The sequence below is a fragment of the Salinimonas lutimaris genome, from assembly GCF_005222225.1.
In the GTDB taxonomy this organism is placed as follows: domain Bacteria; phylum Pseudomonadota; class Gammaproteobacteria; order Enterobacterales; family Alteromonadaceae; genus Alteromonas; species Alteromonas lutimaris.
The window spans coordinates 712,319-737,992 of the sequence record NZ_CP036536.1; the positions used below are offsets into that span (position 1 = coordinate 712,319).

20 protein-coding genes are annotated in these 25,674 nt (G+C 50.1%); 14 read left to right on the forward strand and 6 right to left on the reverse strand.

Features of this window, described 5'->3' with window-relative positions; genetic code table 11:
• Positions 1-61 precede the first annotated feature (61 nt).
• Together rdgC and EZV72_RS03100 are read right to left on the reverse strand one after the other, a co-directional pair.
• A complete protein-coding gene (gene rdgC, locus EZV72_RS03095) occupies positions 62-967 on the reverse strand; it encodes a recombination-associated protein RdgC (protein ID WP_137165859.1) in 906 nt (301 codons plus the stop codon).
• A gap of 69 nt (positions 968-1,036) precedes the next feature.
• Positions 1,037-2,788 carry a sensor histidine kinase gene (locus EZV72_RS03100; RefSeq protein WP_137165860.1) on the reverse strand — a complete coding sequence of 584 codons (1,752 nt, stop codon included), beginning with the start codon at positions 2,786-2,788 and terminating at the stop codon, positions 1,037-1,039.
• 205 nt (positions 2,789-2,993) lie between these two features.
• On the opposite strand from EZV72_RS03100, the gene phoB reads away from it, so the two are divergent.
• The 13 genes from phoB to EZV72_RS03165 all read left to right on the forward strand — a co-directional run bounded on the left by phoB (position 2,994) and on the right by EZV72_RS03165 (position 18,328).
• Positions 2,994-3,683: a phosphate regulon transcriptional regulator PhoB gene (gene phoB, locus EZV72_RS03105; RefSeq protein ID WP_137165861.1), complete on the forward strand. Its 690-nt coding sequence runs from the start codon at positions 2,994-2,996 to the stop codon at positions 3,681-3,683.
• A 71-nt stretch (positions 3,684-3,754) separates the two neighbouring features.
• Entirely contained in the window at positions 3,755-5,053 is a 1,299-nt protein-coding gene (gene phoR / locus EZV72_RS03110) for a phosphate regulon sensor histidine kinase PhoR (protein ID WP_137165862.1), read from the forward strand.
• The gene (locus EZV72_RS03115) at positions 5,053-6,009 is read left to right on the forward strand and encodes a PstS family phosphate ABC transporter substrate-binding protein (protein WP_137165863.1); all 957 of its coding nucleotides are present in this window, start codon (positions 5,053-5,055) and stop codon (positions 6,007-6,009) included. Before phoR ends, EZV72_RS03115 begins: the two co-directional genes overlap by 1 nt.
• Positions 6,009-6,818: a prolyl hydroxylase family protein gene (locus EZV72_RS03120; protein ID WP_137165864.1), complete on the forward strand. Its 810-nt coding sequence runs from the start codon at positions 6,009-6,011 to the stop codon at positions 6,816-6,818. Before EZV72_RS03115 ends, EZV72_RS03120 begins: the two co-directional genes overlap by 1 nt.
• Before the next feature lie 189 nt (positions 6,819-7,007).
• Positions 7,008-9,806: a hypothetical protein gene (locus tag EZV72_RS03125; RefSeq protein WP_137165865.1), complete on the forward strand. Its 2,799-nt coding sequence runs from the start codon at positions 7,008-7,010 to the stop codon at positions 9,804-9,806.
• 99 nt (positions 9,807-9,905) lie between these two features.
• Positions 9,906-12,659 carry a TonB-dependent receptor domain-containing protein gene (locus tag EZV72_RS03130; RefSeq protein WP_232364489.1) on the forward strand — a complete coding sequence of 918 codons (2,754 nt, stop codon included), beginning with the start codon at positions 9,906-9,908 and terminating at the stop codon, positions 12,657-12,659.
• A gap of 174 nt (positions 12,660-12,833) precedes the next feature.
• Complete coding sequence (locus tag EZV72_RS03135; protein ID WP_137165866.1) at positions 12,834-13,592, forward strand: DUF3450 domain-containing protein; 759 nt, start codon at positions 12,834-12,836, stop codon at positions 13,590-13,592.
• Positions 13,593-13,617: 25 nt separating this feature from the next.
• Positions 13,618-14,970 carry a MotA/TolQ/ExbB proton channel family protein gene (locus EZV72_RS03140; protein ID WP_408640828.1) on the forward strand — a complete coding sequence of 451 codons (1,353 nt, stop codon included), beginning with the start codon at positions 13,618-13,620 and terminating at the stop codon, positions 14,968-14,970.
• Positions 14,971-14,972: 2 nt separating this feature from the next.
• Entirely contained in the window at positions 14,973-15,500 is a 528-nt protein-coding gene (locus tag EZV72_RS03145) for a MotA/TolQ/ExbB proton channel family protein (protein WP_137165868.1), read from the forward strand.
• A gap of 23 nt (positions 15,501-15,523) precedes the next feature.
• The gene (locus EZV72_RS03150) at positions 15,524-15,931 is read left to right on the forward strand and encodes an ExbD/TolR family protein (protein WP_137165869.1); all 408 of its coding nucleotides are present in this window, start codon (positions 15,524-15,526) and stop codon (positions 15,929-15,931) included.
• A gap of 3 nt (positions 15,932-15,934) precedes the next feature.
• Positions 15,935-16,543 (forward strand): energy transducer TonB, encoded by a 609-nt coding sequence (locus tag EZV72_RS03155; RefSeq protein ID WP_137165870.1) that lies wholly within the window; start codon positions 15,935-15,937, stop codon positions 16,541-16,543.
• Between the two features lie 5 nt (positions 16,544-16,548).
• Complete coding sequence (locus EZV72_RS03160; RefSeq protein ID WP_137165871.1) at positions 16,549-17,865, forward strand: tetratricopeptide repeat protein; 1,317 nt, start codon at positions 16,549-16,551, stop codon at positions 17,863-17,865.
• A gap of 172 nt (positions 17,866-18,037) precedes the next feature.
• Positions 18,038-18,328 carry a hypothetical protein gene (locus tag EZV72_RS03165; RefSeq protein ID WP_137165872.1) on the forward strand — a complete coding sequence of 97 codons (291 nt, stop codon included), beginning with the start codon at positions 18,038-18,040 and terminating at the stop codon, positions 18,326-18,328.
• Here the strand turns inward: EZV72_RS03165 and EZV72_RS03170 are convergent.
• The 4 genes from EZV72_RS03170 to EZV72_RS03185 form a co-directional block, all read right to left on the reverse strand.
• Positions 18,325-19,401, reverse strand: a complete 1,077-nt coding sequence (locus EZV72_RS03170; RefSeq protein WP_137165873.1) for an HD domain-containing phosphohydrolase — start codon at positions 19,399-19,401, stop codon at positions 18,325-18,327. The genes EZV72_RS03165 and EZV72_RS03170 overlap by 4 nt on opposite strands.
• A gap of 17 nt (positions 19,402-19,418) precedes the next feature.
• Complete coding sequence (locus EZV72_RS03175) at positions 19,419-22,757, reverse strand: ATP-binding protein (RefSeq protein ID WP_137165874.1); 3,339 nt, start codon at positions 22,755-22,757, stop codon at positions 19,419-19,421.
• On the reverse strand, positions 22,703-23,845 hold the full coding sequence (locus EZV72_RS03180; RefSeq protein WP_137165875.1) for an FIST signal transduction protein: 1,143 nt from the start codon (positions 23,843-23,845) through the stop codon (positions 22,703-22,705). The genes EZV72_RS03175 and EZV72_RS03180 overlap by 55 nt, the downstream gene beginning before the upstream one ends.
• A 110-nt stretch (positions 23,846-23,955) precedes the next feature.
• Positions 23,956-24,417: a hypothetical protein gene (locus tag EZV72_RS03185; protein ID WP_232364490.1), complete on the reverse strand. Its 462-nt coding sequence runs from the start codon at positions 24,415-24,417 to the stop codon at positions 23,956-23,958.
• Positions 24,418-24,567: 150 nt separating this feature from the next.
• Between EZV72_RS03185 and EZV72_RS03190 the strand changes: the two genes are divergently transcribed.
• The gene (locus EZV72_RS03190; RefSeq protein WP_137165876.1) at positions 24,568-25,662 is read left to right on the forward strand and encodes a PQQ-dependent sugar dehydrogenase; all 1,095 of its coding nucleotides are present in this window, start codon (positions 24,568-24,570) and stop codon (positions 25,660-25,662) included.
• Positions 25,663-25,674: the final 12 nt, after the last annotated feature.

Below are 25,674 nucleotides of genomic sequence, written 5' to 3' on the forward strand. Positions count from 1 at the left end.
ATCAAAAAAGGGCTACCGACGGTAGCCCTTTTGCGTTATCACTGTTCTGTGACTGCGGGTTTTACTCTTCAGTCAGTTGTAGTGTTTTGCGAATATAATCAAGGAATGTGCAAAGCTCAGCAGACATCAGTGCAAATTCTGCATCAAGACGGGCCTGCGCCTGATCTTTAGGGATGTCATCGGTTTCTTCTTTTAACCGGTCAGTAAACTTGATGCGCTTGAACGAGCCATCCTCAGCAATCACAGCGGTCAGGTTTTCCTGCCAGGCAAAGCCCAGTTTTTGCACCAGCTTGCCAGAATCCAGGTGTAGCTGGATTTCTTCACTGTCCAGCGGCTGATTTTTACAGCGAATCACACTTTCCAGCTCATCGGTAGATTTCAGCTCTGCTTCTTCTAATAGTTCAATATGATCCGGGGCGCCTTCGGTCAGCCACTGCGTCAGCTCCGGAGCCAGACTACGTCGGGCCAGCGGCACTACCGGCAGGGAAGAAATAGCCTTACGTACCATGGCCAGAAAAGCTTCAGCTTTACCATCTGACGAGCTATCAATGACCACCATGTTATCTGGCAAAGAGATATAGCCGTGGGTGTAAGAGTTTTTGGTAAATGCCCGGGGCAGCAGTTGCGTTACAATTTCCTGTTTCAAATCAGACTGGGCTTTTTTACCCACCGGAGAGCCGGTTTCGGCTTCGATTTTAGCGACCTTTTCAGCCAGCTCGGCATTGACCACCGTGGAGGGCAGAATTTTTTCCTGCTTTTTAATCGTAATCCAGTAACGTTCCTGCACCTTGTGGAACATCATGGTGTCCTGACCGATCTGAGAAAAAGGCGAGACAAAGCCGCTGGTGGCCAGGTCCTGGCTACCACAGGGGCGAAAAGCAAATTCTTTTAGCGCATTTTGCAGCGTATCATCATCCAGCGATAACGGCTGGGTGAGCTGGTACGCTTTTATATTTTTAAACCACATGAATAAGCATCTACTGTTTTCAATAAGGGTCGAAAGCGTACCAACGGCAGGCCTCAGGCGCAACGAACTTTAGGACTGGAATTGGCCGGTAGGTTGTTGGATGAGCGGTAAACCGATGGTATAGGTTAATCCGGCGCCCGGCTGACTGCTGGCAGAAATAGTACCGCCCAGGGTCTGGGTAACCAGGTTATACATAATATGCGTGCCCAGCCCGCTGCCCCCGCTGGTTTGTCGGGTGGTAAAAAAGGCCTCAAACAGGCGCGTCAGTTCACAGGCTTCCAATCCTTTGCCGTTATCTTTGTAAACCAGCGTCAGCTGGTCATCCTGACGGGTGACATCAATGCTAATCTTACCTGCGTGAGTGTGTTCAAAGCCGTGCGTCAGGGAGTTGGTCACCATGTTGGTAACCAGCTGAGCAATGGCACCAGGCGCGCAACATATGGTCAGCTCGCCCGGACAGTTGATGGAGTAGGAGTGTTGCTTTTGTTTAAATGCCGGGGCCAGAGCCTGCATAATCTCATGCAGATAGTCATGTAAATTAAAGGTTCGTATTGCCTCATTGGCCTGATCGATGGAGATTTGTTTAAAACTGGCGACCAGTTCAGCGGCCCGGCCCAGATTTGTCATCAGTAATCCGGTGGCCTGTTCACCGTGTTCAATAAACTCATTCATCTGGCGTTGGGTCACTTTGCCGTCCGCCAGATCCCGACGCAGGCGCAAAAATTCCTCCTGTAAAGAAGAGGTCGCTGTAATGCTGATCCCCACCGGTGTATTAACATCATGGGTAATACCCGGCACCAGGCCGCCCAACGATGCCATACGCTCCGACTCAACCAGTTGGTCGCGGGTTTGGTTCACCATCGATACCGATGCAGCAAGCTCTTTATTTCGCTGGCGCAGCTCATCTTCGGCCTGACGGCGCTGCTCTATTTCGGTATGCAACTTTCGCTGACTTTTCAGCAATTCGTCTTTTTGCTGCTCAAGATCCAGCATAATCTGCGACAAATTGGCTGTTTTTCTGGCGACTTCCTGTTCCAGCTGCAGATTTTGTTCATCCAGCTGGCGATAAGCGTATTCCAGCTCTTTTCTGGCATCAGCAAGCTTCTTTTGTGACGAAATAAAATCTTCCAGAACCTGATTGTAACTGAGCTGGAGCTGGCGAATTTCATTATCGTCCGGGGTCAGATGGGTGATCCGGGACTCTTCAGGATGAGCCGGATCGAACCGGCTCATCTGCTCGGTCAGAGCGGCCATAGGCTCTGAGAGCATCTGCCGAAAGGCTGTCAGAAATAAAAATACCAGAAACGTCGTTTTGACAACGGCATTACCAATTAAAAAGTATATGCCAACTTCGATGCGGTCGATAACAATATTAAAGCTGGAGTAGAGCGTCACGTCACCTACATGGGAAACCCGCCCGGAAAATTCATAGATCAGCGGAAAGCTATAACTGAACAGACCATCATCGTGGTCGGTGAGTACAGAATGCAGAACAGAGGCGGCCGGCAGCGGGGTGGTTTTGCCCAGCTCAGCCAGCAGGGCCGAGTTTTCGTCGCGAATCTGCACCCCTTCAATAATCGGCAGTTGCAGTAACCCTTCAGCAATAGAGCTCGTTTGCGGGTTGTTTAACTCCCACAGCGCCCGGGTCAGGCTGCCTGAAAATGTATTACGCAGGATCTGAAGCTCAGTTTTGATATGGGCTTTGGCGCTCAGATATTCAGTAAAGACCTGGCCGAAAGTCACAATCAGCGTCAGTACAAAATAGACCGATAACACTCGCGTCAGTAATTTTCTGGACAGACCTGATGCAGCATTTGCCATAAACGGGGAAACCTTTCCTGTATAACCTCCATCCTATATTCCTCAGAATAGGCGTAAATCCCTGTTTCCACAAGCGACTTTACGCTAAGCTTCGTTTGAAAAGATGTGGTCAAGAACTTGACATAATAGTGTCATCCATTTAATAAAACTGTCACAGTCAGATTGAATAATAACGGCGTTTTTTAATATGAGCAGGAAACAATCTATGTCTCGCACGGTCTTGTTGGTCGAGGACGAAGCGCCAATTCGTGAAATGCTGAAGTTTGTGCTGGAGCAATCCGGTTACACCACTATTGAGGCAGAAGACTTTGATGTTGCCCAGGATAAAATATGTGAACCCTATCCGGATTTGATTTTGCTGGACTGGATGTTGCCTGGCGGCAGCGGGGTACAGCTGGCCAAAAGTCTGAAGCAACACGAATTTACCCGCGATATCCCGGTCATTATGTTAACTGCCCGGGGAGAAGAAGAAGATAAAATTCGCGGGCTGGATGCCGGCGCCGATGATTACATCACCAAGCCGTTTTCTCCTAAAGAGCTGGTGGCCCGTATTAAAGCTGTGATGCGCCGGGTGACGCCCACCTCTAACGAAGAGCCCATTGAATTTAATGGTCTTAAGCTGGAGCCGATTTCTCACCGGGTGACCGCTAATGACGATCCGCTGGATATGGGACCAACTGAATTTAAACTGCTGCATTTCTTTATGTCCCACCCTGAACGTGTATACAGTCGTGAGCTGCTGCTGGATAACGTTTGGGGCACCAACGTGTATGTAGAAGACCGCACGGTTGATGTGCATATTCGTCGTTTAAGAAAAGCCATTTCACGCCATGGTCATGATGCTATGATACAAACCGTGCGTGGAGCAGGGTATCGCTTCTCCACCAAGCTTTAGTCAGGGCAGCGGCCGGATCGCTGCCGCTTATCTCTTTTTCTGATGCCACAGGCAGGATGTGTTAACGCGCTATGTATTATCCCTTTTCATGGCTGAGAAGTTTAGTAAAGCTGGCGCTATATCTGGGTGTGTTTGCGATAGTAGGCTGGTACCTTGACGATCTGCTGGTGGCGGTGATAGCCGGTACCATCGGGCTTTTGATGTCAAACTACTGGCAACTGTATAAACTGAACCGCTGGCTGTGGCACAGCCGAAAAATGTCGCCGCCGACAGTGACCGGTGTGTGGGAGCATATCTACGAAGGGATTTATTACCTGCAGCGGCGAAACCGCAACAAGCGCAAAGAACTGGGCGAGCTGGTAAAGCGCTTTCGCGAGGGCTCCGAAGCCCTGCCGGATGCGGCAGTGGTGGTGGATGCCAAAGCCTGTATTATCTGGTGTAACCGGCTGGCCAGACTTGACCTGGGGCTTAAATGGCCCACTGATGCCGGCCGTCGGGTGGATAATCTTATCCGGCATCCGGCATTTATTGAATACTTTCACACCGGTGATTTCGACTATCCAATTGAAGTGCCATCGCCGACCAACCCGAATAAAACTTTCGAATACCGGATTATGCCCTATGGTGACGAGCATCTGCTGCTGATTGCCAGGGATATTACCCGGGTGTCTCAGCTTGAAGAAATGCGCAAAGACTTTGTGGCCAATGTATCACATGAACTGCGCACACCGCTGACGGTGATTAGCGGGTATCTTGAAATTATGGACATGAGCAATGAAGATAACCCGTTTATGGGCAAAGCCTTCAAGGAAATGTCGGCGCAAACCCTGCGCATGCAAAACCTGATTGAAGATTTACTGGTACTGTCCAGAATTGAAGCCAGTGCGGAGCGTATTTACGAGCATGTGGTGGACATGCCGGCCATGTTCCGGCAGATGTCGCTGGAGGCCAAAGCGCTGAATAAAGATAAACATCATCAGATTCATTTTCATGTCGACCCGGCACTTAGGGTCTATGGGGTGGAAACCGAATTGCGCAGCGCCTGTTCAAACCTGGTATTTAATGCCATACACTATACGCCACCGGGCGGTGAGATTAATGTGTACTGGCAGACAACCGAAGAAGGCGTGCGCTTTGCGGTGGTGGATAATGGCGAGGGTATCTCGCAAAATCACCTGGCCCGTCTGACCGAGCGGTTTTATCGGGTTGATAAGGCGCGCTCCCGCAAAACCGGTGGCTCGGGGTTGGGACTGTCCATTGTCAAGCATGTGCTCAGCCATCACAACTCACAGCTGGATATCACCAGTACGGTGGGTGAGGGCAGTACTTTTTCATTTATTTTAAATCATGAACTAATAGCAGAGTCCTGATGCGTGTTTTTGTAGCGGTGGTATGGCTGGTTTTACTTTTGGGTAGCGCCCGGGCGGCTGCTGAGATCCCCGAGTATAGCCGTCAGGCCGGCGTGTCGGGCAAGATCACATCCGTGGGCTCCGACACCATGGCTAACCTGATGACATTCTGGTCGCAGGAATTCAAAGCGATGTATCCGCAGGTAAAATTTCAGATCCAGGCATCGGGATCTTCCACTGCGCCACCGGCGCTGACCGAGGGCACCGCCACCATCGGGCCGATGAGCCGGGAACTGAAACCCAGTGAAATCCGTGAGTTTGTGCGTAAGCACGGTTATCCGCCTACCGTGATGCGGGTGGCGATGGATGCTATTGCGATCTTTGTTGAGCGGCGTAACCCGTTACCTGGCCTGACGCTGGAACAAGTCGATGATATTTTTTCGCAAACCCGTTTTTGCGGTGGCGAAGAGCCGATTACCCGCTGGTATCAGCTGGGCGCTGGCGAGGCTTTAGGTAATGCACCCATTCGGTTATTTGGTCGTAACTCGGTATCAGGGACTTATGGCCTGTTCAAAGTCATGGCGCTGTGTGACGGGGATTTCAGAGCTACCGTAAACGAGCAGCCCGGCTCAGCCTCGGTAGTGCTGTCTATTGCCACCAGCCGCCATAGTATGGGATATGCCGCTTATGGTTATAAAACCGCCGGTGTACGGGCATTACCCATCGGGCAGTCGGCCGACACACTGATACCGCTGACGATGAAGACCGTTCGCGAAGAAGCCTACCCGTTCTCCCGTTTTCTGTACCTGGTCATCAATAAAAAGCCGGATGAGCCTTTGCCTACCCTGGAGCGTGAGTTTTTACGCTATGTGTTATCCCGTCAGGGGCAGCAACAGGTGCAGCGTGATGGCTATTTTCCGGTACGCGAAGATGTCTTATTGCGCCAGCGCCGGTTAATCGAGGGAGACCATTTTTGATGGCAGGGTTACCGGCAAACTGGAAAAAATGGGTGCTGGACAACCTGCTGCGCGGCGTGCCGGCCACTGATATTCATCAGCGGGTGGTGGACGAGGGCTTCTCCCACTGTGCTGTGGCTCCGCTACTGGGCGCCAACCTGCCGGCAGACTTTCACTATGTTTACGATGCCGATTATTTTCAGCGTCTGAGCCAGCCGGCTTTTGTGCATGACAGCGCCTGTCAGGTAAGTGATCACAGCCGTCCTTCTGCGCAGCTATATACCGTGGATAACCTGTTCAGTGAACAGGAATGCGCGCAGCTGTGCACGCTGATTAGTCATCATTTACGACCCTCGGAAATCTCCACCGTCCAACCCGGTCAGACCCAGTCTTTTCGTACATCATCGACCTGCGATTTAAATCAGGTGGCGGGGGAGCTCGGTGAGCTTGCAGATAAGCGCATTTTATCTCTGTTCGGGCCTGGCTTTGGTACCGGGGAGGCAATTCAGGCACAGCACTATGCTCCCGGCCAGGAATTTAAAGCCCACACGGATTATTTTGAACCGGGCAGTGCAGAGTACCGTCAGTTTGCCAGCACGCTGGGGCAGCGTACCTGGACCAGCATGGTATACCTCAATGAGGTAGAAAGTGGTGGGCAAACCGAGTTTGCTGCACTGAACACCACGTTTGTACCTAAAACCGGTATGGCGGTTATCTGGAACAATCTGGATAAGCAGGGCAACATCAATCCAGCCACATTACATCAGGCCCATCCTGTCATAAAAGGGGAAAAAGTAGTTATAACCAAATGGTTACGTCATCATTGCTGATACAGGTTTGACCAGAGTTGTGTTTCTCTAAGTCACTGATTTAAATAGCCCCTAAAAGAAAACTTTAAAAAGTTCACCGACAAATATAAAACTTTTGTGACAGTTATCTTATGTAACAAAAGTGTCATCAATCTTCGATAGTCTGCATCCCGTCTTTTTACAAATACAATAGTCTGTACGGAGAAACAAATGGCTATCAAGCACGTTTTTAAAGCGTCTGCGATTGCAACTGCACTGGTTCTTGCAGGTTGTGGTGGTGACATTAATATCAATGAAGGTGACGTAACCAACGAAGGTGATTCGGTTACCAACCCTACACCTACGCCAACGCCTACACCAACCCCAACGCCTACGCCTACTCCAACAGGCCCAAGCAACGCATTTGATCAGGGTCTGGCGACCGATGTCACAGCTGATTACGACATCGGCGACGACAAGCCGGTTTACCGTCTGAGCGAAAATACCGAATTCAATGAAGATGTGACGCTGTCTGCTGATGCACACTGGGTACTGAACGGTCGTACCGCGGTCGGTGGCGACAACGAAAATTCAGCTGTGCTGTACATCGAAGCCGGCACGACCATTATTGGTGAAGCAGGTGAAGACTTCCTGGTTGTGCGTCGTGGCTCACAAATTGAAGCCGTGGGTACTGCAGAAGCGCCTATCACAATGACCTCTGTGCAGGACGTCACCGGCGCAGAAACTGACATCGGTCAGTGGGGCGGTCTGGTACTGCTGGGCCGTGCACCGGCTAACTCATGTGGTGATCAGAACGGTGAGGCCACTGAAGATGAGCTTAATAGCTGTGGTGTGGCCGCTGAAGGTGATGCCGGTCAGTTTGGTGGTAACATGCCAGAAGACAGCTCAGGCACACTGCAATATGTTGTGGTTAAACATGCTGGCCGTACACTGGGCAACGGTGACGAGCTAAACGGCATCAGCTTTGCTGGTGTTGGTTCTGGTACCACAGTTGACCACATTCAGGTGCATGAGAATCTGGACGATGGTATTGAGTTTTTCGGCGGTACGGTAAATGTCAGCCACGTTGTGCTGACTGACATCGGTGATGACTCTCTGGACTGGTCATTCGGCTGGACCGGTTCTGCACAATATGTGTATATCCAGCAAAACAGTGAAAATGGCGATAATGCTATTGAAGCAGACAACAGCGAATTTGATGCACTGGCGACACCGCTGACCAAGCCAAAAATTGCTAACGTGACTATCGTCGGTGCGCCAAACGTGAACGGTGTACGTTTACGTGCAGGTACGGCAGGTAACATCATGAACATGCTGGTAACCGGCCCGGCAGGCTATGAAAATTGTCTGCGTGTGAACGGTGAAGAATCTGCGGCCAACGCTGCCAGCGGCGAGCTGACCATCACTAATTCTATTGTTGCCTGTACTGACGAAGCGGCTAACTTCAATGACGAGGTTATCGGTGATGGTACTACCCAGACCTGGTTTGAAGGTCAAACGGGTAACCAGGCGCTCACTCCTGCTGAGCTGGGTTTAAGCGATGACGGTTTCACCCCGGCAGCAGGCTCAGTACTGCTGACCAGTGGTGGGGACGCATCAACCCTGGGTGACAATCTTGAGGCGGCGCAGTATGTCGGAGCCTTTGATGGTTCTGACAACTGGATGGAAGGCTGGGCATTTGGCTTTGGTGACGGCTTCCCGACAGATATCGACAATGCACTGGCTCAGGGCCTGGCCACAGACGTATCTTCCAGCTTCCCAGAACTGACTGACAAGCCGGTATACCAGATTGCGGCAGATACGACTTTTACTGCGGATGTAACGCTGACTAATGATGCGCACTGGGTGCTGAATGGCCGTACTGCGGTGGGTGGTGACAACGAAAACTCAGCCACCATGTACATTCAAAAAGGCACTACCGTGATTGGTCAGGCCGGTGAAGACTTCCTGGTTGCCCGTCGTGGTTCACAACTGCATGCACTGGGCACGGCGGCTATGCCTATCGTGATGACCTCGATTCAGGATGTGACGGGTCAGGAAACAGATATCGGTCAGTGGGGCGGAGTGGTTTTACTGGGCCGTGCACCAGCTAACTCTTGTGGTGACCAGAATGGTGAAGCGACAGAAGATGAACTGAATAACTGTGGTGTTGCTGCTGAAGGTGACGCCGGTCAGTTTGGCGGCAACATGGCAGACGACAGCTCAGGTATTCTGAACTACGTTGTTGTTAAGCATGCGGGTCGTACGCTGGGTAACGGCGATGAGCTAAACGGTATCAGCTTTGCCGGCGTGGGCTCAGGTACTGAGGTTGACTACATTCAGGTTCACCAGAATCTGGACGACGGTATCGAGTTTTTCGGTGGCACAGTTAACGTGAAGCACGTAGTACTGACCGCTAACGGTGATGATTCATTTGACTGGTCATTCGGCTGGACTGGCTCTGCACAATATGTGCTTATCAAGCAGTCTGCGGCTGACGGTGACAACGCCTTTGAATCTGACAACAGTGAGTTTGACGCGGCTGCCACACCACTGACAAACCCGACGGTAGCGAACGTGACTATTGTGGGCGCGGACGATGCGAATGGGGTACGTCTGCGTGCAGGTACTGCCGGCAAGCTGGCTAACTTTGTTATCACCGGCCCGGACACTTACAACAACTGTCTGCGTGTTAACGGTACGGAGTCTCAGGCTAACGCTGACGCCGGGACACTGGTTATGACCAACTCAGTGGTTGCGTGTGCTGCTGCCAACAACTTCTCTGATGATGATGGTACTGCCGGCTTTACTGAAGCCTGGTTCACCGCGCAAGACACCAACTCAGTCGCGGCTGCGGCCGACCTGGGTCTGGCTGACAACGGTTATCAGCCTGCTGAAGGTTCATCGCTGCTGGACGGTGGTGCCGACCTGTCAGGTGACAATAACTTCTTTGACGCAGTGAGCTTTAAAGGCGCAATGGATAGCACAAACAACTGGACCGAAGGCTGGGTAACAGTTGGTCTTGAGTAAGCTCTGCTCTTAACAAGCAACAATTCTTAGGCGCCGCATGGCGCCTAAGCTGTTAGAAGCACAACGACTTAGCAAGAGTCCTTACGGAGTTTTCCTATAATGAATTTTAAAAACCGTTCGATGCCATCCAAATCGAAACTGTGCACGGCCATTACCACAGCCTTGCTGGCAGGTTCATTTGTCGGTCAGATGGCGGTTGCCCAGGAGCAGGCACAGGCGGATGATCAGGAAGTGATCGAAGAGGTTGTGGCAACCGGAACCCGTCTGAAAGGTACGGCAGCAGCTGTTATGCAGGAGCGTCAGAATCAGGCGTTCGTGGCAGATATTATGGGCGCGGAACAGATTTCCCGGACCGGTGATGGTGATGCCGCCTCCGCCCTTCGCCGGGTGACCGGTCTGACCCTGGTAGACGGTAAGTTTATCTATGTGCGTGGTCTGGGTGAACGCTACTCAAGCACGCAGCTTAACGGCATGGGCGTACCCAGCCCGGATCCGACCCGCTCGGTAGTGCCGCTGGATTTATTTCCTTCAGATATCATTGAAAGTCTGAATGTACAAAAATCTTTTTCTCCGAACATGCCAGCCCACTTTGGTGGCGGGAACGTTAATATCCGGACAAAATCGATTCCTTCAGAATTCCTGTTCAAAGTATCCGGTGGCGTTGGGTATAACTCAAATAACTCTACTGACGGCTACTTTTACAGTGGCGGTGGTGATGACTGGTCGGGGCGGGATGATGGCACCCGGGCGTTGTCTGATGTGATTCAGAGCAATCTGGATTCAGCGCAGGCCGATGACGGTATTGAAGGCTCCGGCGTTTATCCGCTGACGCTGGACGATCGCAAAGCCATGTTAAGCTCTATGTTCTGGGATATTGGCCCGGACCAGAAAGAGGTTGACCCGGATTTTGATATTGGTGCCACACTGGGTAACCGTTTTATTACGGATTACGGTGAAATTGGCTTTCTGTCAACCGTGTCCTATTCCAACGAATGGGATGTGGGCCGTGAAACCTCCGGCACCAATTTAGGTACGGTGGGTTGTTCGGATCTGCCGGATGATCAGGTGGCGAACGGCCGCTGTTTTGCCCAGTCCTACGACGGTGTTGAAACCGAGCAAAGTGTCAGCTGGAGCGGTATGTTCAACGTGGGTTACGAATACAACAGTAATCACAAAATTGAACTGACCAACGTTATTTTGCATGACATGAGCGACCGTGTTCGGGTGCGTGACTTTGTGGATGTGAACGAGACCATTTTTGGTACCCGTGAGTTACAACGTGTCGACATGCTGTTTGAAGAGCGTCGTATGACGTCGAATCAGATCAAGGGCACGCATAACTTCCCTGAGCTGAACTTCCTGTATTTTGACTGGTATGCCGGCACCAGCCGTGCCAACCGTTCTGCGCCGGGCAGCCTGGCGGTGACCTATCAGCAAAACATTGTTGATGGTGAGGTGGGCGAACAGCTACTGCAGGACGTCTCTGCTACCAATATAGATCGCAGCTGGCAAAACCTGCGCGATGCCTCTGATACCTGGGGCTGGAACTTAGGTTATCCGATTATGATGGACGGGCTGGACCTTGAAATCAAAGCCGGTGCAGACTTTTTTGATAAAGGCCGTAAGGCAGAAAACATTGGTATTCAGGTTCCACATCGGGCGATTGGCGATGACTTTCTGGTTGGCGACCGTATCGACGAGATTTTCTCTGATGAAAACCTGAATAACGATGCGTTCTACAACAGCTCAACCGGTGCCGGTATTCTGCAGTCAGCGATGGCTGACGGCGACGAATACGCCGCCGGAACCAAGGTTGATGCGTACTACATCATGGCGGATGCTTTCTTTAACAACACCTGGCGTGTGTCAGGCGGTGTCAGATATGAAGATTTCCGTCAGATTTCGGTTCCGTTCAGCGCACACTCCAATCAGTTCGCGGTGGATCGTGAGGAAATTGAACAGCTGACTTTTCAGGAAGATGATTTCTTCCCGTCACTGGCCCTGACGTACATCATGGATGACCAGATGCAGTTTCGTCTGAACCTGAGTGAGTCGGCCATTCGTCCGGATTTACGGGATATCAGCACAACCTTCTTTATTGACCCGTTAACGGAATTCCTGGTACGCGGTTCGCCACTGCTGCAGAGCTCTAAACTTCGTAACGTGGATTTTCGCTGGGAATGGTATCGTGAAAACGGTAACAACCTGTCAGCGGCGCTGTTCTATAAAGATATCGATAATCCTATTGAACTGGTTGAGCTGGGTACAGTAGGTGGCGCGGCGCCCAACCTGCTAACCGCCAACGGGGAAACCGGTGAACTGTACGGGGCTGAAGTGGAATTTCTGCAGGACCTGTCGTTTATCAACGATGACCTGATTGACTTCTTCATGACCGGTAACATCACGGTGTCTGACTCTGAGGTGACGATTGGTGCGGTGGATGATGATGTCACCAGCCTGTTTGAAACCCAGCTGCTCGATGCTCTGGACGCCACCAGTGCCTCTAACATTATTACCAATAATACCCGTCGGCTGGTGGGTCACTCTGAGTGGGTGATTAACTTCCAGCTGGGCTATGATTCACCCAATGGTGAACATTCTGCCACGCTGGTGTATAACGCGTTTGGTCCGCGGATTATTGTACCGGGTACCCGGGGTTTTGAAGATGCCGAAGAACAGACATTTCACTCGGTTGATTTTAACTACTCTTATTATCCGGACTTTAATACACAGATTAAATTCAGCGTGCAAAACCTGCTAGATGAAGAAAAACAAATCAGTCAGGAAGGCCTTGATTTATTACGCGAAGAACGCGGAATCGAGTTTGGGATAAGTTACAGCTACACATTTTAAGTCATTGAAAAGAGTCGCTTTTTAGCGGCTCTTTTTTTATACCAAAGAATAATACTTACACCTCTATATATGACAGTTATGTAATAAAACTGTCACAGAAAACTCCTATCCTACGCGCAGTTTTGATAATGGTCGGTACGTACCGATTTCTTTTAAACAAAAAGGTTTGAATGTATGAAGCTTTTCAACTCCTTGCTACTGGCAAGTGCCATGATGGCATCCTCTGCCATGGCGCAAGACGATGATGTCTTAAAACCCGTAGTCGATGAAGCTGCAAAAATTAACGAGTCAGCAGCTAAGTCACAGGAAAAAATCAACAACATTACTGATCAAATCGATAGCAAACTTCAGCAGTTCAAAACACTGAATAAAGAAATCGAAGGTCTGGAAGTGTATAACGCGCAGCTGAAAAAACAGATCGCTAACCAGAATCAGGAAATGGAAGATCTGAATGCATCTATTGACGAAGTATCAGTTATCGAGCGCCAGATTACGCCGCTGATGATTCGCATGATTGACGGCCTGGAACAGTTTGTGGCGCTAGACGTGCCGTTTCTGGCAGAAGAACGTGCCAAGCGCATTACTGATCTGAAAAAGCTGATGGAGCGCGCTGATGTGGCTGCTTCTGAAAAATTCCGCCGGGTAATGGAAGCCTACCAGGTTGAGATGGAATATGGCCGTACCATGGAAGCGTACAACGGTATCCACGAAATTAATGGCCAGGAGCGTGATGTTGAGTTTTTGCGCTTAGGTCGTACTGCACTGATTTATCAAACCCGTGATGCCAGCAAGCAAGGCGTGTGGAATAAACAAACGCGACAGTGGGAAGAGCTGGACAGCAGTTACCGCACTCAGGTAACCAAAGGCCTGCGTATGGCGAAGAAGCAACTTGCGCCAGACCTGCTAATGATGCCAGTGGCAATCACGGACTAAGGGGTAGATGACCATGTTTAAACAAATGAAAAAACTTGCAGTTGGTCTGGCTGCCGTCAGCATCAGCTTAGGTGCTGTAGCTCAAAACGACCGCGCGATGGATCTGGATGCACTACTGAAGCAGCTTGAAGAAGGCCAGTTTGCCCAGTCACAGCAAAACAAACAGCGTGAACAGGAATTCATGCAAAAACGTGCTCAGCAGGATCAGATCCTGGATGAGACCGCGCAACAGCGTGACAACATGCTCAAAGAATCCGAGCGTCTGGAAACTCAGTTTGAAGAAAATGAATTTAAACTGGCTGATTTAAACGGCGCTCTGGATAACCGCATGGGTTCACTAAAAGAATTATTTGGTGTGCTGCAACAGGTTGCCGGCGATACCAAAAGTAAATTCCAGAACTCTGTTATCTCGGCGCAAATCCCCGGCCGTGCTGAGTTTCTTGACAACATGGCACAGGAAATGGGCAAGAGCTCTAAGCTGGCCTCGATTGAAGAGATTGAGCGGGTATGGTTCGAGATTCAGCGCGAAATGACTGAGTCCGGCAAGGTGACTAAGTTTGACACCAGTGTGGTTGAAGCTGGTGGCGAGAAAGTGAATAAAGAAGTAGTACGTGTGGGTCCGTTTGCACTGGTATCAGATGGTAAATATCTGGATTTCAACGGTTCTACAGGTACAGTTGCTGAACTTATCCGTCAGCCTGCTGACCGTTATAACGACTCTGCGGCGGCGCTGCAAAACTCTTCTGGCGAGCTGGTTGAGTTTGGTATCGATCCGACCGGTGGGTCTATTCTGGGTCTGCTGGTTCAGGCGCCAACGTTAAAAGAGCGTGTTGAGCAAGGCGGAGAAGTGGGTTACATCATCCTGATTGTAGGAGCGATTGGTCTGCTGCTGGCTCTGGAGCGTCTGGTATCTTTGACTATCACACACTCTAAAGTGAAGAAACAGCTTAAGAACAAGGAAATCAAAACGTCTAATCCGCTGGGCCGGATACTCAAAGTACGTGATGATCATCCAAATGCTGATACCGAAGCACTGGAACTACACTTAACAGAAGCGATTCTGGGTGAAGTACCTAAGCTGAGCCGTAACCTGACCATCATTAAGATTATCTCTGTGGTTGCACCGCTGATGGGTCTGCTGGGCACGGTAACCGGTATGATCAATACCTTCCAGGCAATCACCCTGTTTGGTACTGGTGACCCGAAACTGATGGCTGGTGGTATCTCTACCGCGCTGGTCACTACGGTACTGGGTCTGGTTGTGGCCATTCCGATGACACTGCTGTATGCCATGCTTAATACACGTAGCAAGAACATTGTATACATCCTGCAGGAGCAGGCGTCAGGTGTAATCGCAGAGCGCGCTGAGCGGAGCTAATCATGTTTGAGTTTCTAGAAGCAATTCGCGATTTCACAGAAACAGGTGGCCAGGTTCTTTTGGTCATCGGTCTGCTGATATTCGTCATGTGGCTTTTGATCCTCGAACGTGCGATGTACATCCTGGTTTGGCATAAGAACAAGAAAAAAGAAGCGGTGGCACAATGGCAAGCCCGTGCCGACCGCTCTTCCTGGAATGCCGAGCAGGTAAGACAAAAGACGATTTCAACGCTTTCCATTCAGTTAAACGGCAGCATTCCGATTATCCAGGCACTGGTTGCCTTGTGTCCGCTGCTGGGACTATTAGGAACGGTAACCGGGATGATCGAAGTATTCGACGTCATGGCTATCTCTGGCTCTGGTAACGCCCGCTCTATGGCATCCGGTGTTTCTAAAGCCACTATTCCTACTATGGCTGGTATGGTCGGTGCGCTATCAGGGGTATTTGCCTCTACCTGGCTGAACCGTAAAGCGAAATCTGAACGCACGCATCTTGAGGATGCAATTATTATCGAACGGAATGCCCACTAAGGCGTTAAGTTAAGGGTTAAATTATGAAGCAGCATTTTCAGAACCTGGTAGACGAAGAAGAAGCACAAATTGATATGACGCCAATGCTGGACGTTGTTTTTATCATGCTTATCTTCTTCATCGTAACGGCTTCGTTCGTTAAAGAAGCCGGTATTGATGTAAACCGCCCGGAAGCCGCCACTGCGGTGAAAAAGGATCGCGCGAACGTGCTCATTGCGATTTCTGACACGGGTGAAATCTGGATCAATAAGCGTCGAATCGATGAACGTGCCGTACAGGCTAACATCGAGCGACTGCACGCGGAAAACCCACAGGGAACCGTGGTGATTCAGGCTGACAAGAAAGCTACGACTGAAACATTAATTAAGGTGATGGATGCATCCCGCGCGGCGGGTGTGTACGACGTGTCGATCGCAGCACAAGAGCAATAAGCCATGCCACGATTTATTATCGCATTTTTTGTTTCCCTGGCGATTACACTGGGCCTGTTCTTCTTGATGCAGTCATTGATCAAGATGGGCGGCAGCGCCCTGACGGAACCGCCGCAAGGGAGTGTACTCGACTTTGTTCGGGTCAAACAGGAAGAGACGGTAGAGCAAAAAGATCGCAAGCCGCGTAAGCCACCAAAGCCAAAAGAGCAGCCGCCACAAATGCAGCCGCAACAAATGGACTCGCCTTCGCCGGATGCTGAAGGAACCTCAATGGACTTTAGCGCCGATGTAGGAAATGACGTTGCACTGGATGGTGGTCTGGCTCTTGAATCAGGCGATGGTGAATACTTGCCTATCGTTAAGGTATCACCAGTGTATCCGCGCCGCGCACTTCAGCGGGGGATCGAAGGATTTGTGATTGTGGAATTTACGGTAACCAAACAGGGTACAGTAAAAAATCCAATCGTAGTAGAAGCAAATCCGGAAGGTATTTTTGAACAGGCAGCGATGGATGCCGCCATGAAGTTCAAATACAAACCGCGTGTGGTGAATGGCGAAGCAACCGAAGTATCCGGTGTGCAGAACCGCATCACATTCCAGATTGACGGGTAATGGGTATGGTTAACAAATTATCAAAACACATTTGTGCAGCACTGGCGCTGGCCGCTGTCAGCACCGTGGTATCACTACCAACGATGCTGGTGGCGGGAGACGCGGTCGCACAGACCAAGCCAAGTGAAAAGCAGACCCGCAAGGTGCCGACCTTACGCTCAAAGGTGTATGAACAGCTGTCGCGGGCGCAAACCGCCGCAGACGAAGGCAATATCGCTGAGGCCATCAGTATACTGGATGAAGTGGAAGGTAAAAAAGATTCCATGAACAGTTACGAGCGGGCCATGATGTACAATTTCTACGGTTTCATCTTTTACAACGATGAGCAGTATGAAAAAGCCTTGTCCTCGTTCGGCCAGGTGGTAGAGCAACAGCCTATCCCGCGTAAATTTGAGATGTCGACGCTGTTTTCTCTGTCTCAGTTGCATCTGATGCAGGGCAACTTTGCTGACACGATTAAGTACCTGGAACGCTGGGAGTCGTTGAACGAAGGCGACATTCCACCGAAAAACAAGGTGCTGAAGGCGCAGGCTTATTATCAGAACAAGCAGTATCAGGAAGCCGCCGGGCAAATTGATATGGCGGTGGCTGAACATGAAGCCAAAGGCATGATCCCCGATGAAGGCTGGTTAATTCTGCAGCGCGCTGTGTATTATGAGCTGAAGGATCCGAACAAGGTCAGGGATATTCTGGTCAAGCTGGTCAAACTGTTTGATGAGCCAAAATACTGGATTCAGCTGGCAGGTATGTACGGTGAACTGGGTGAGGAGCGCAAGCAATTAGCGATTATGGAAACCGCCTACCAGCAGGGCTATATCGAAAGTGCCGCTGATTTATTTAATCTGGCTCAGCTTTATTACTACCACAGGGCGCCCTACAAAGGGGCACTGATTATGGAGCAGGGTATTCAGCAAGGCACGTTAGAAAAGAACCTGCGTAACTGGCGTTTTCTGGGACAAAGCTGGCAACTGGCGAAAGAAAATCAAAAAGCGATTCCGGCTTTGATTGAGGCCGCCGCTCTGTCTGATGATGGTGAACTGGACGCACAACTGGCGCAGATCTATCTTAATGCTGAACAATGGGATGACGCTCTGACCTCGGCGGATCGCGCGCTTGAAAAGGGCGAGCTGAGAAATCCCGGACTGGCGTATCTGATAAAAGGCATGGCGCTGTATAATAAGAAGCAGTATGCCAAGGCGCTGCAGCAGCTGGCCGAGGCAGAAAAGCACCCGAAGAGTCAGGGAATGGCTCAGCAGTGGAGCAAATTTGTTGAATCAGAAAAGGTTAGCCAGGAACGTCTGAACGCTGAACTGTCTTCCTAATTTGCATCTATTTATAAGTTTATTTACAAAGATATATAAAAGCCGCTTTTTCGAAAGCGGCTTTTTTGTTTTCAAAGCTTTTTATACTTATGTCTAATGGGATAGTGACCCGCAAAGGGTAAAGTGCAAAAGGATGATATATGCTCTTTGACTAATAAATGCGGGTTAGGCCATGCGTACTTTTACACTGACAGACAAGCTGACTGACAGCTCTTTGCAACAACCGCTATTAGATTGTCTGGAAGATTACTGCAGAATGACAGGGCTCTTGATCGATACGCTGGATGCGTCCACCAGCACCATGTTGCTGGCAAAGACCTCGCGACTGGCCGAAACCGTGGATGTCAGGTATCTGACTGAAAAGCGTATGTTGCTCAAGCATCAGACAGGCATGCGAAGTATTCGGGTGTTTGAAATCGACCTGCTGGAAACCCGGCTGTTATATACCCGGTTATCCGGTTAACTGGCTTTGGCGGCGGTGGCGGCAATTGTCTGGCATTCCCGCTGTGCCCATTCCTGCTTAATATCTTTTAACTCACTGTGCATACTGCAGAACAGTTCGACCATTTTAGGATCGAAGTGCCTGCCGGCCTCATTGCGTATATAGTCAAATGCCGCTTCACAGCTCCAGGCTTGTTTGTAGGGACGCTCCATAGTCAGGGCGTCAAAGACATCGGCCAGCGCTACAATCCGGGCTGATTCGGGGATATCAGTGCCTTGCAGCTTTCTGGGGTAGCCAGAGCCATCCCATTTTTCATGATGACACCAGGCCACCTCTGCGGCCAGATCAAACAGCGGACAGTGGCTCTGGCTTAAGATCTCATAACCAATCTGCGCATGCTCACGCATAATAGCCATTTCTTCGTCTGTCAGACGGCGGGGCGCTTTAAGGATGCTGTCAGGAATGCCAATTTTACCGGTATCGTGCATAGTAGCGGCCTGACCCAGCAGTTCGGCTTTTTCTACCGGCCAGTGAAGGCGCAGGGCAAGTGCTTTGGCGTAAGCTGCCATACGCCATATGTGAACACCGGTATCGGTATCATTATAATGTCCGGCAGTGGCCAGCATATTAATGGCGCTATGCTGGCTTTCCAGCAGTGCCTGTGTCCGTTGCTGCACGGCCTGTTCGGTAACTTTTTGTTGGTGAGACAAAGCCAGATGTGTTTTAACTCTGGCCAGCACTAGTGCCGGGACAATAGGCTTGGCAATATAATCCACCGCACCTACAGCAAAACCACGCTCTTCATCTTCGCCCTGTCCAAGTGCAGTGACAAAAATAACCGGAATGCCAGCGAATGCGGGCTGGCTTTTTAATCGTTTGCACACTTCAAGACCATCCATTTCAGGCATCATTACATCCAGCAGAATAAGGTCCGGTGGTGTTCGCTCAATCACTTTCAATGCAATTTGCCCGGACGGAGCAACCCTGACTTTATAGAGCGGTTGCAAGATATCTTTAAGGATATCGATGTTCGCTGGCTCGTCATCAACAACTAAAACAGAAAACGATACTGACTGGTCTGTCATAGGAGACATCTACTCACCAAATAAAATCATTCAACCAAAGTTATGAGGGGGCTTAAAATATCAACAGCCCCTTCATAATCATAGTTTGCAACTTTGGATTTTGCCTGTTTAATTAACCACAACTGAGCCAAATCTGTGTTTTGCTGATAAAAGTTTTCCAATACATCGGCAGCACCTGCATCGTAGTCTTCCAGTAGCTGAATAATATGTAGCAGTTGTTGTTGCAACTCCACAGACTCAATGCGTGCGTTGTGGCTCTGCTCTATCAGGGCGCATAATGTGGCACTGACCTTTTTCAGTGTTCTGTCTAAACTGTTGGCCACCTGCATAGCCACCTGTGTAGCTGATGCCGTAGTGGATGATGAGTTTAGCAACTTTTCCAGATGCAGGCTCAGTGTACGTGCGCCGATACTGCTGGCATCATGCAAAACCGGGGTGAACAAAGCCACATTTTCTGGCGATATGGGCAAATCCAGGTTACTCAGTTGACCGACAAGATGCTGGGCTTTCTGGTTATATGTCTTTAAAAACTGCTGCAGGCTGCGGGCACGGGTGTCATCCTGCGCAAATACGTGTTGCAGCAAAATGTCGATATTATTGCCCGAGTAGTGAATATGCCGGTCTATATGGCATAGCAAATCTTCTTTTACCACCGGCTTTGATAAATGTTCACACATGCCCGCTTCAATTGCGCGCTCAACGGTATCGCTGAAACCATCAGCGCTGATGCCGATGATAGGCGTACTGAGCTGCTTTTCGTAGGTCAGAATCTCTGATACTTCCCAGCCAGTGATATCCGGCAGTTTGCTGTCCATGATAATCAAATCGAACATTTTGTTTTCCAGTATCGTTAACGCTTCCTTACCACAGTTTGCGATGGTGACTTCAGCCAGAATCTCAGACAGCTGGTGACTGATAATTTCCTGACTGACCGGATCATCCTCTACCACCAGAACCTGTTTGCCTTTCATGCGTAGCGAGATACTGGATGCATCATCCAGACTTACCGGTTCATTGCGGGCATGAACAGGCTGCTCAATGCCTGAAGCCAGCAAAGTGCTGATATCTTCCGTTAAAAAAGGCTGACAAAGCACTTTGATAAAATAAAGGCCCGCGATATTTAACGCATGGGTGACTTCCTCGCCAAAGCGATTACTGACCAGCACAATATGCTTGTTGGAAACTTCAACCTGCTTGAGCATCGCAGTGACACTTTGCGAAGGCATAGAGCAGACCAGAAACAAGACATCAGCTTTTATGTCAAAAGCACTGTCCAGCGTTCGGGTGATCTGTGAGCCATGACCAAGATGACGCAGCATTTTGTCCAGTACACTGACCGTGTGCGGCAGGGAGTTATCGGTCCAGATAAGCGCATCTTCAACCAAGGAGGTCTGCGCCAGGGAAAAAGGAAACGAAGGCGCGCTAAGTAACAATCTGGCGGTGAATTTACTGCCTTTACCCGGCTGACTGTCGACCGTAATGCTGCCATTCATTTGCTCAACCAGACGACGGGTGATAGTCATGCCCAGTCCGGTGCCGCCAAAGCGTCGGCTAATAGAAGCATCAGCCTGATTAAACGCTTTAAAAATGGAGGCGGCCTGGGCGTCACTCATACCAATACCCGAGTCTTCAACAGTAAACGTAAACCATTGTTTATCTTTACCCGGGGAGACCTGGACAGAGACTTTCACAAACCCTTGTTCAGTAAACTTGATGGCGTTGCCCACCAGATTTGTCAGTATTTGCACAATCCGGGTTTCATCACCGTTTACAAACTGTTCGCTGGAAAAGGGCGCGTCGATTAAAAACTCCAGCCCTTTTTGCTGGGCCTTGGACTGAAAAATCTGTGCGACTTGTTGCAAGACATTTTTAAGCGGGAAGGGTTTTTCCTCTAACTCCAGCTTGCCGGCTTCAACCTTGGAAAAATCCAGAATATCGTTGATGATGCGAAGAAGTGAGCTGGCGCCCTTGTTGGCTTTTTCAATATAACCCTGTTGCTGTGGTGTCAGGCTGGTATTGAGGGCCAGGTGTGTCAGTCCCAGAATCGCATTCATCGGCGTACGAATTTCGTGACTCATGTTGGCCAGAAATTCACTTTTTGTCCGGTTCGCCAGCTCAGCTTTATTCAGCGCCTGGTGCAGTTCTTTTTCGGTCTGCTTACGCTCACTGATATCACTGAATACACCTACATGCCCTACAATACTATGTTTTTCATCGCGTAAGGGGACCGCCGTCAGCGCAACCGGGAATGCATGACCTGAGATATGCTCAAAGCTGTGCGCCTCACTTTTATAGGGAATGCCCTGATTAACATGATGCAGAAGCTCCTCAAAACCACTGCCATCTGCGCTACACGGCACGGCCATGGCATAGAGTAACTGATTTTCCAGCTCGTTCTGGGTCCGGCCCAGCGCCCGTTCGGCCTCCGGGTTCATAAATGTTACATGACCGCCGGCATCCAGCACATACACGCCTTCACCAATCGCATCAGTGATACTACGATAAAAGCGGCTGCTCTGTGACAGTGATGCTTCCAGCTCTTTTTGCCGGGTAATATCCGTATGTATTGCAATAAAGCGTACAGGTTTGCCGCGTTCATTTACTATCGGCACCAGGGTGGCGTACAAAATATGACGCAGGCCGCTTTTACTGAACTGCTCAAGTTCACCATGCCAGGGTTTTCCGTCCTCTAGTGTACGACGTAGCTCAGGATAAAACGGCAAGTCTTTGAGTTGCGGGTTGACCAGTTCATGGGTGTGACCGATCAACTCGTCATACGCATACTCATTAAGGTCACAAAACTTCTGATTGACATAGGTGATAATGCCATCACGGTCAAAAATACTGACGATGGCATGTAGATCCAGAGCATCTTTTTGTTGTTGTAACGCGAGCTTGGCCTGTTTGTGCTCTTCACTTAAATCAACAAAGACCTGAGCCAGTTGGTGAATTGTATTTACTGCGTCATTAAGAAGGGGCTTTTTGAGCTGTTGCAGCTGTTTATTTGCTATCTTCTTGAGTTCGTTGACCGCATTATTCTGCTCTTCAATGTCCCGACGAATATTGTCATAAGCATCGGTGAGTTCGCTGGTACTTAAAGACAAACTGCGCTCACGTAATTTCAGGTCTCGCTCGGCATCATGGTAGCTTTGGTCGACCCGACCAATAAAAGACATAACACCACGGAGCAGGCGCTTTGTTGAAAGCTCACTTACATGCTCGCTGCCTAACTGGATTAAAAATTCATCAAGAGCAATATCGTCGGATAATTCAAAACACCTACGTAGCTGACGTTTCAATTGTTTGTGCACTAGCTTACCTCGGTAATCAGCGACACCGTCATCGTCTGGTTGTGAAATACGCATTGTCCGGATTCTTTATGGGCGCCAATCTCGCCATATGAGTAGAATCCGGTGACCGCCGGCGCGGGGTTCAACTGGACGACAGAGTCGATTTCGTCTTCAACTAAGTCTCCCATAATGACTTTTCTGCCCACACAGCTTATCAACAATATCAGGCAGTTTTTTGTCAGCGCATGGGGATGCTGTTCAGCCGCGAGTCGGGCCGCCATCTCGGCACCACCGGTTAACCCTTCGTTGGAAGCAAACATCAGGCGCAGGTAACCGTTTGTCATCACATCGCCAGCCAGCGTCAGGCTGCCTTCCTGCTCGTCAATATCCAGAATGGTTCTGACCAGCCCGCAGGACTCACGCGCTTCATTGACCATTTCCAGCGGAAACAGCAATCCGGAGGAGGGGAGTTGTTGTGCGTACTCACCCAAATAACTTTTGTAAATATCCAGTGCAGGCTGACCGTCCAGTTCATATAAAATATTTTCACTGGCCCGGGTCACCTTGCGATAGGGACCAAATGGCTGCCAGCCACCAGCCGCCACGTTAGTGATGTGAAGTTTTTCGCCATAAAAGCCTATGGCCAGGGCGCAGTGATTATGCGGACCATCAGGACCCAGCACAAACGTTTCACTAAACTGGGCGTAGTCTCCGGCCAGGCCACCAAAGATCAGAGTTTTTTCGGGTAAATGCTGTTGCAAGCCACTGATAAGACCTGAGCCGTTAATGTTAAGGCCAGTTGCCAGAACCAGAACCGCGCGCAGGTCTTGTGATTCTAATTTTGCCGCCAGCCGGGCCGCGCCGTCATGGGAGTCCGGCATATCCGTGATGGATGTAGATACCAGACTGACCTGGCTGTGAGAGAACTTGATCGCAGTAATCACTGCCTGATGATCAAGCACCTTCATGCCTGCAATTTCTCCGGCGGTGGAGCAGCCGGCGACCAGTGCACCGGACTGCCTGAGCAGCTTCTGTAAAGGTTGATGAACAAGAAAAGGCTGGTCAGCAAAGACCAGTATTAAATCAGCATTGAACTGTGACAGCAGTGACGATAATGGCGTCAGAGTGTCAACCGAAGTGAGTACGCATTGCCGGACCTGCATAGAAACACTCAGTAAACGTATTAGATTACATTAATAGTGGTTCACTTCACGTTATCGCGCCACAGTATCAAGACAGAATTCCCAGGTTTTAGTTACAAAGTCTAATACCGCTACAGGCTTTCAGACTGAGCGTTGCGCTGATAAAGCCAGGCAAACAGCACTCCACCGCTGGCACCGGCCACACATTGCAGAACCACTCCCATCGTTTCCCGTGCCCCCGCAATCAGCGTTACACCCATAATGGGCTGCATAGAAATCAGCATCACCGCCATGGCAGTGGCACCGCCAATCAGCCCCAGTATTACTCTGGCTCCGATAAAATGGCTGAGCAGCTGAACAATCAGCATGGCAATGAGTAGCGCCAGTGCAATGGCTGGCCCATACACCGGCAATAAACCCCAGTAATCAAACAGTGTGGTGGACAACCGGTCGGCTAACGGAATGCTGACGCCTACTTCACTTAAGCCATATAACACTCGCTGTGTATGAAAAGTACAGGCCAGCAGGTAAGTCAAAAGCCAGGCGCCTGAATACGCTTTAATAAATTCAAGTGAATGTTTTTTCCACATCATAAAAGGGGTGCCTGATAGCCGGTGATAAACAAGTGACCAGTCTAGCGCCTGCTGACTAATTTATCTATGTTCACAGCTTGATAACACTCTGTAATTGATGTGTTTCATGCTACTGTAGTGGTTTATTTGAGCATTTTGACAGGACCGTACATGAAGTGGGTAAAGGGTTGGCTGACAGGCATTTGTCTGAGTGTATGTGCTGCCGGTGTGCAGGCAGTCGCTGAGTATGACATCACACCAGTAACTAAGACACGATTTACCAAACCATGGACTGCCCAGCAATTGCCGGATGGTCGCTGGGTCGTGACCGAGCGTAAGGGTTTTCTGGTGGTGATCAATACCGATGGCAGTACACAGCGCGAGCCTGTGGCGCTGCCCGGTCTGTATTTCAAAGGGCAGGGCGGGCTGCTGGACTTTGCCTTAACCCAGGATTATTCCTTGTCACATAGGGTACTGATTTCTTACGCTCAGGGCGATGATGAGCACAACCGACTGGTGGTGGTCAGTGCAAAATTTGACGATGGCAGGCTGTCTGACGTACAGGAAATTTTCAGGGTCAGCCCGGACAAAGCCACACCGGTGCATTTTGCCGGCCGCCTGGCGGTGCTGGATGATGGCACCTGGTTGCTGAGTAGCGGCGATGGGTTTGATTATCGCGAGCAGGCTCAGGTTAAATCCAGCCAGCTGGGAAAAATTCTGCGTTTTCGGGAAGACGGCAGCGCTCCTCAGGATAACCCGTTTGCTGAAGCCCCTTATGTTTATTCACTGGGCCATCGCAACCCACAGGGGCTGATTGTTGATGCCCAAACCAACCGTGTGTATCAGCATGAGCATGGCCCGGCTGGTGGTGATGAGATTAATCTGGTTGAACCCGGTCACAATTATGGCTGGCCCGTGATTACGAACGGACTGGATTATTCGGGTGCCCGCATAACCCCGTTTACCGAATATCCGGAGATGGAGCAGCCCGCACTGGACTGGACGCCGTCTGTAGCACCCTCAGGCATGACGGTTTACCACGGCAAACGGTTTGCTTCGCTGGATAATCACCTGTTGGTGACTACCTTAAAAGCCCAGCAGTTGCTGGCAGTAAATTTATCCCAGAGCCCCATACGCAGCGAGCGAATTTTTGCTACTATTGAGCAGCGTTTGCGGGATGTTGCCGTGGGTGCCGATGAGGCGATTTATGTATTAACAGACGGGTATGATGCCCAGCTGTTGCGAATTACACCAGCATCAGAATAAGAATTATTATCT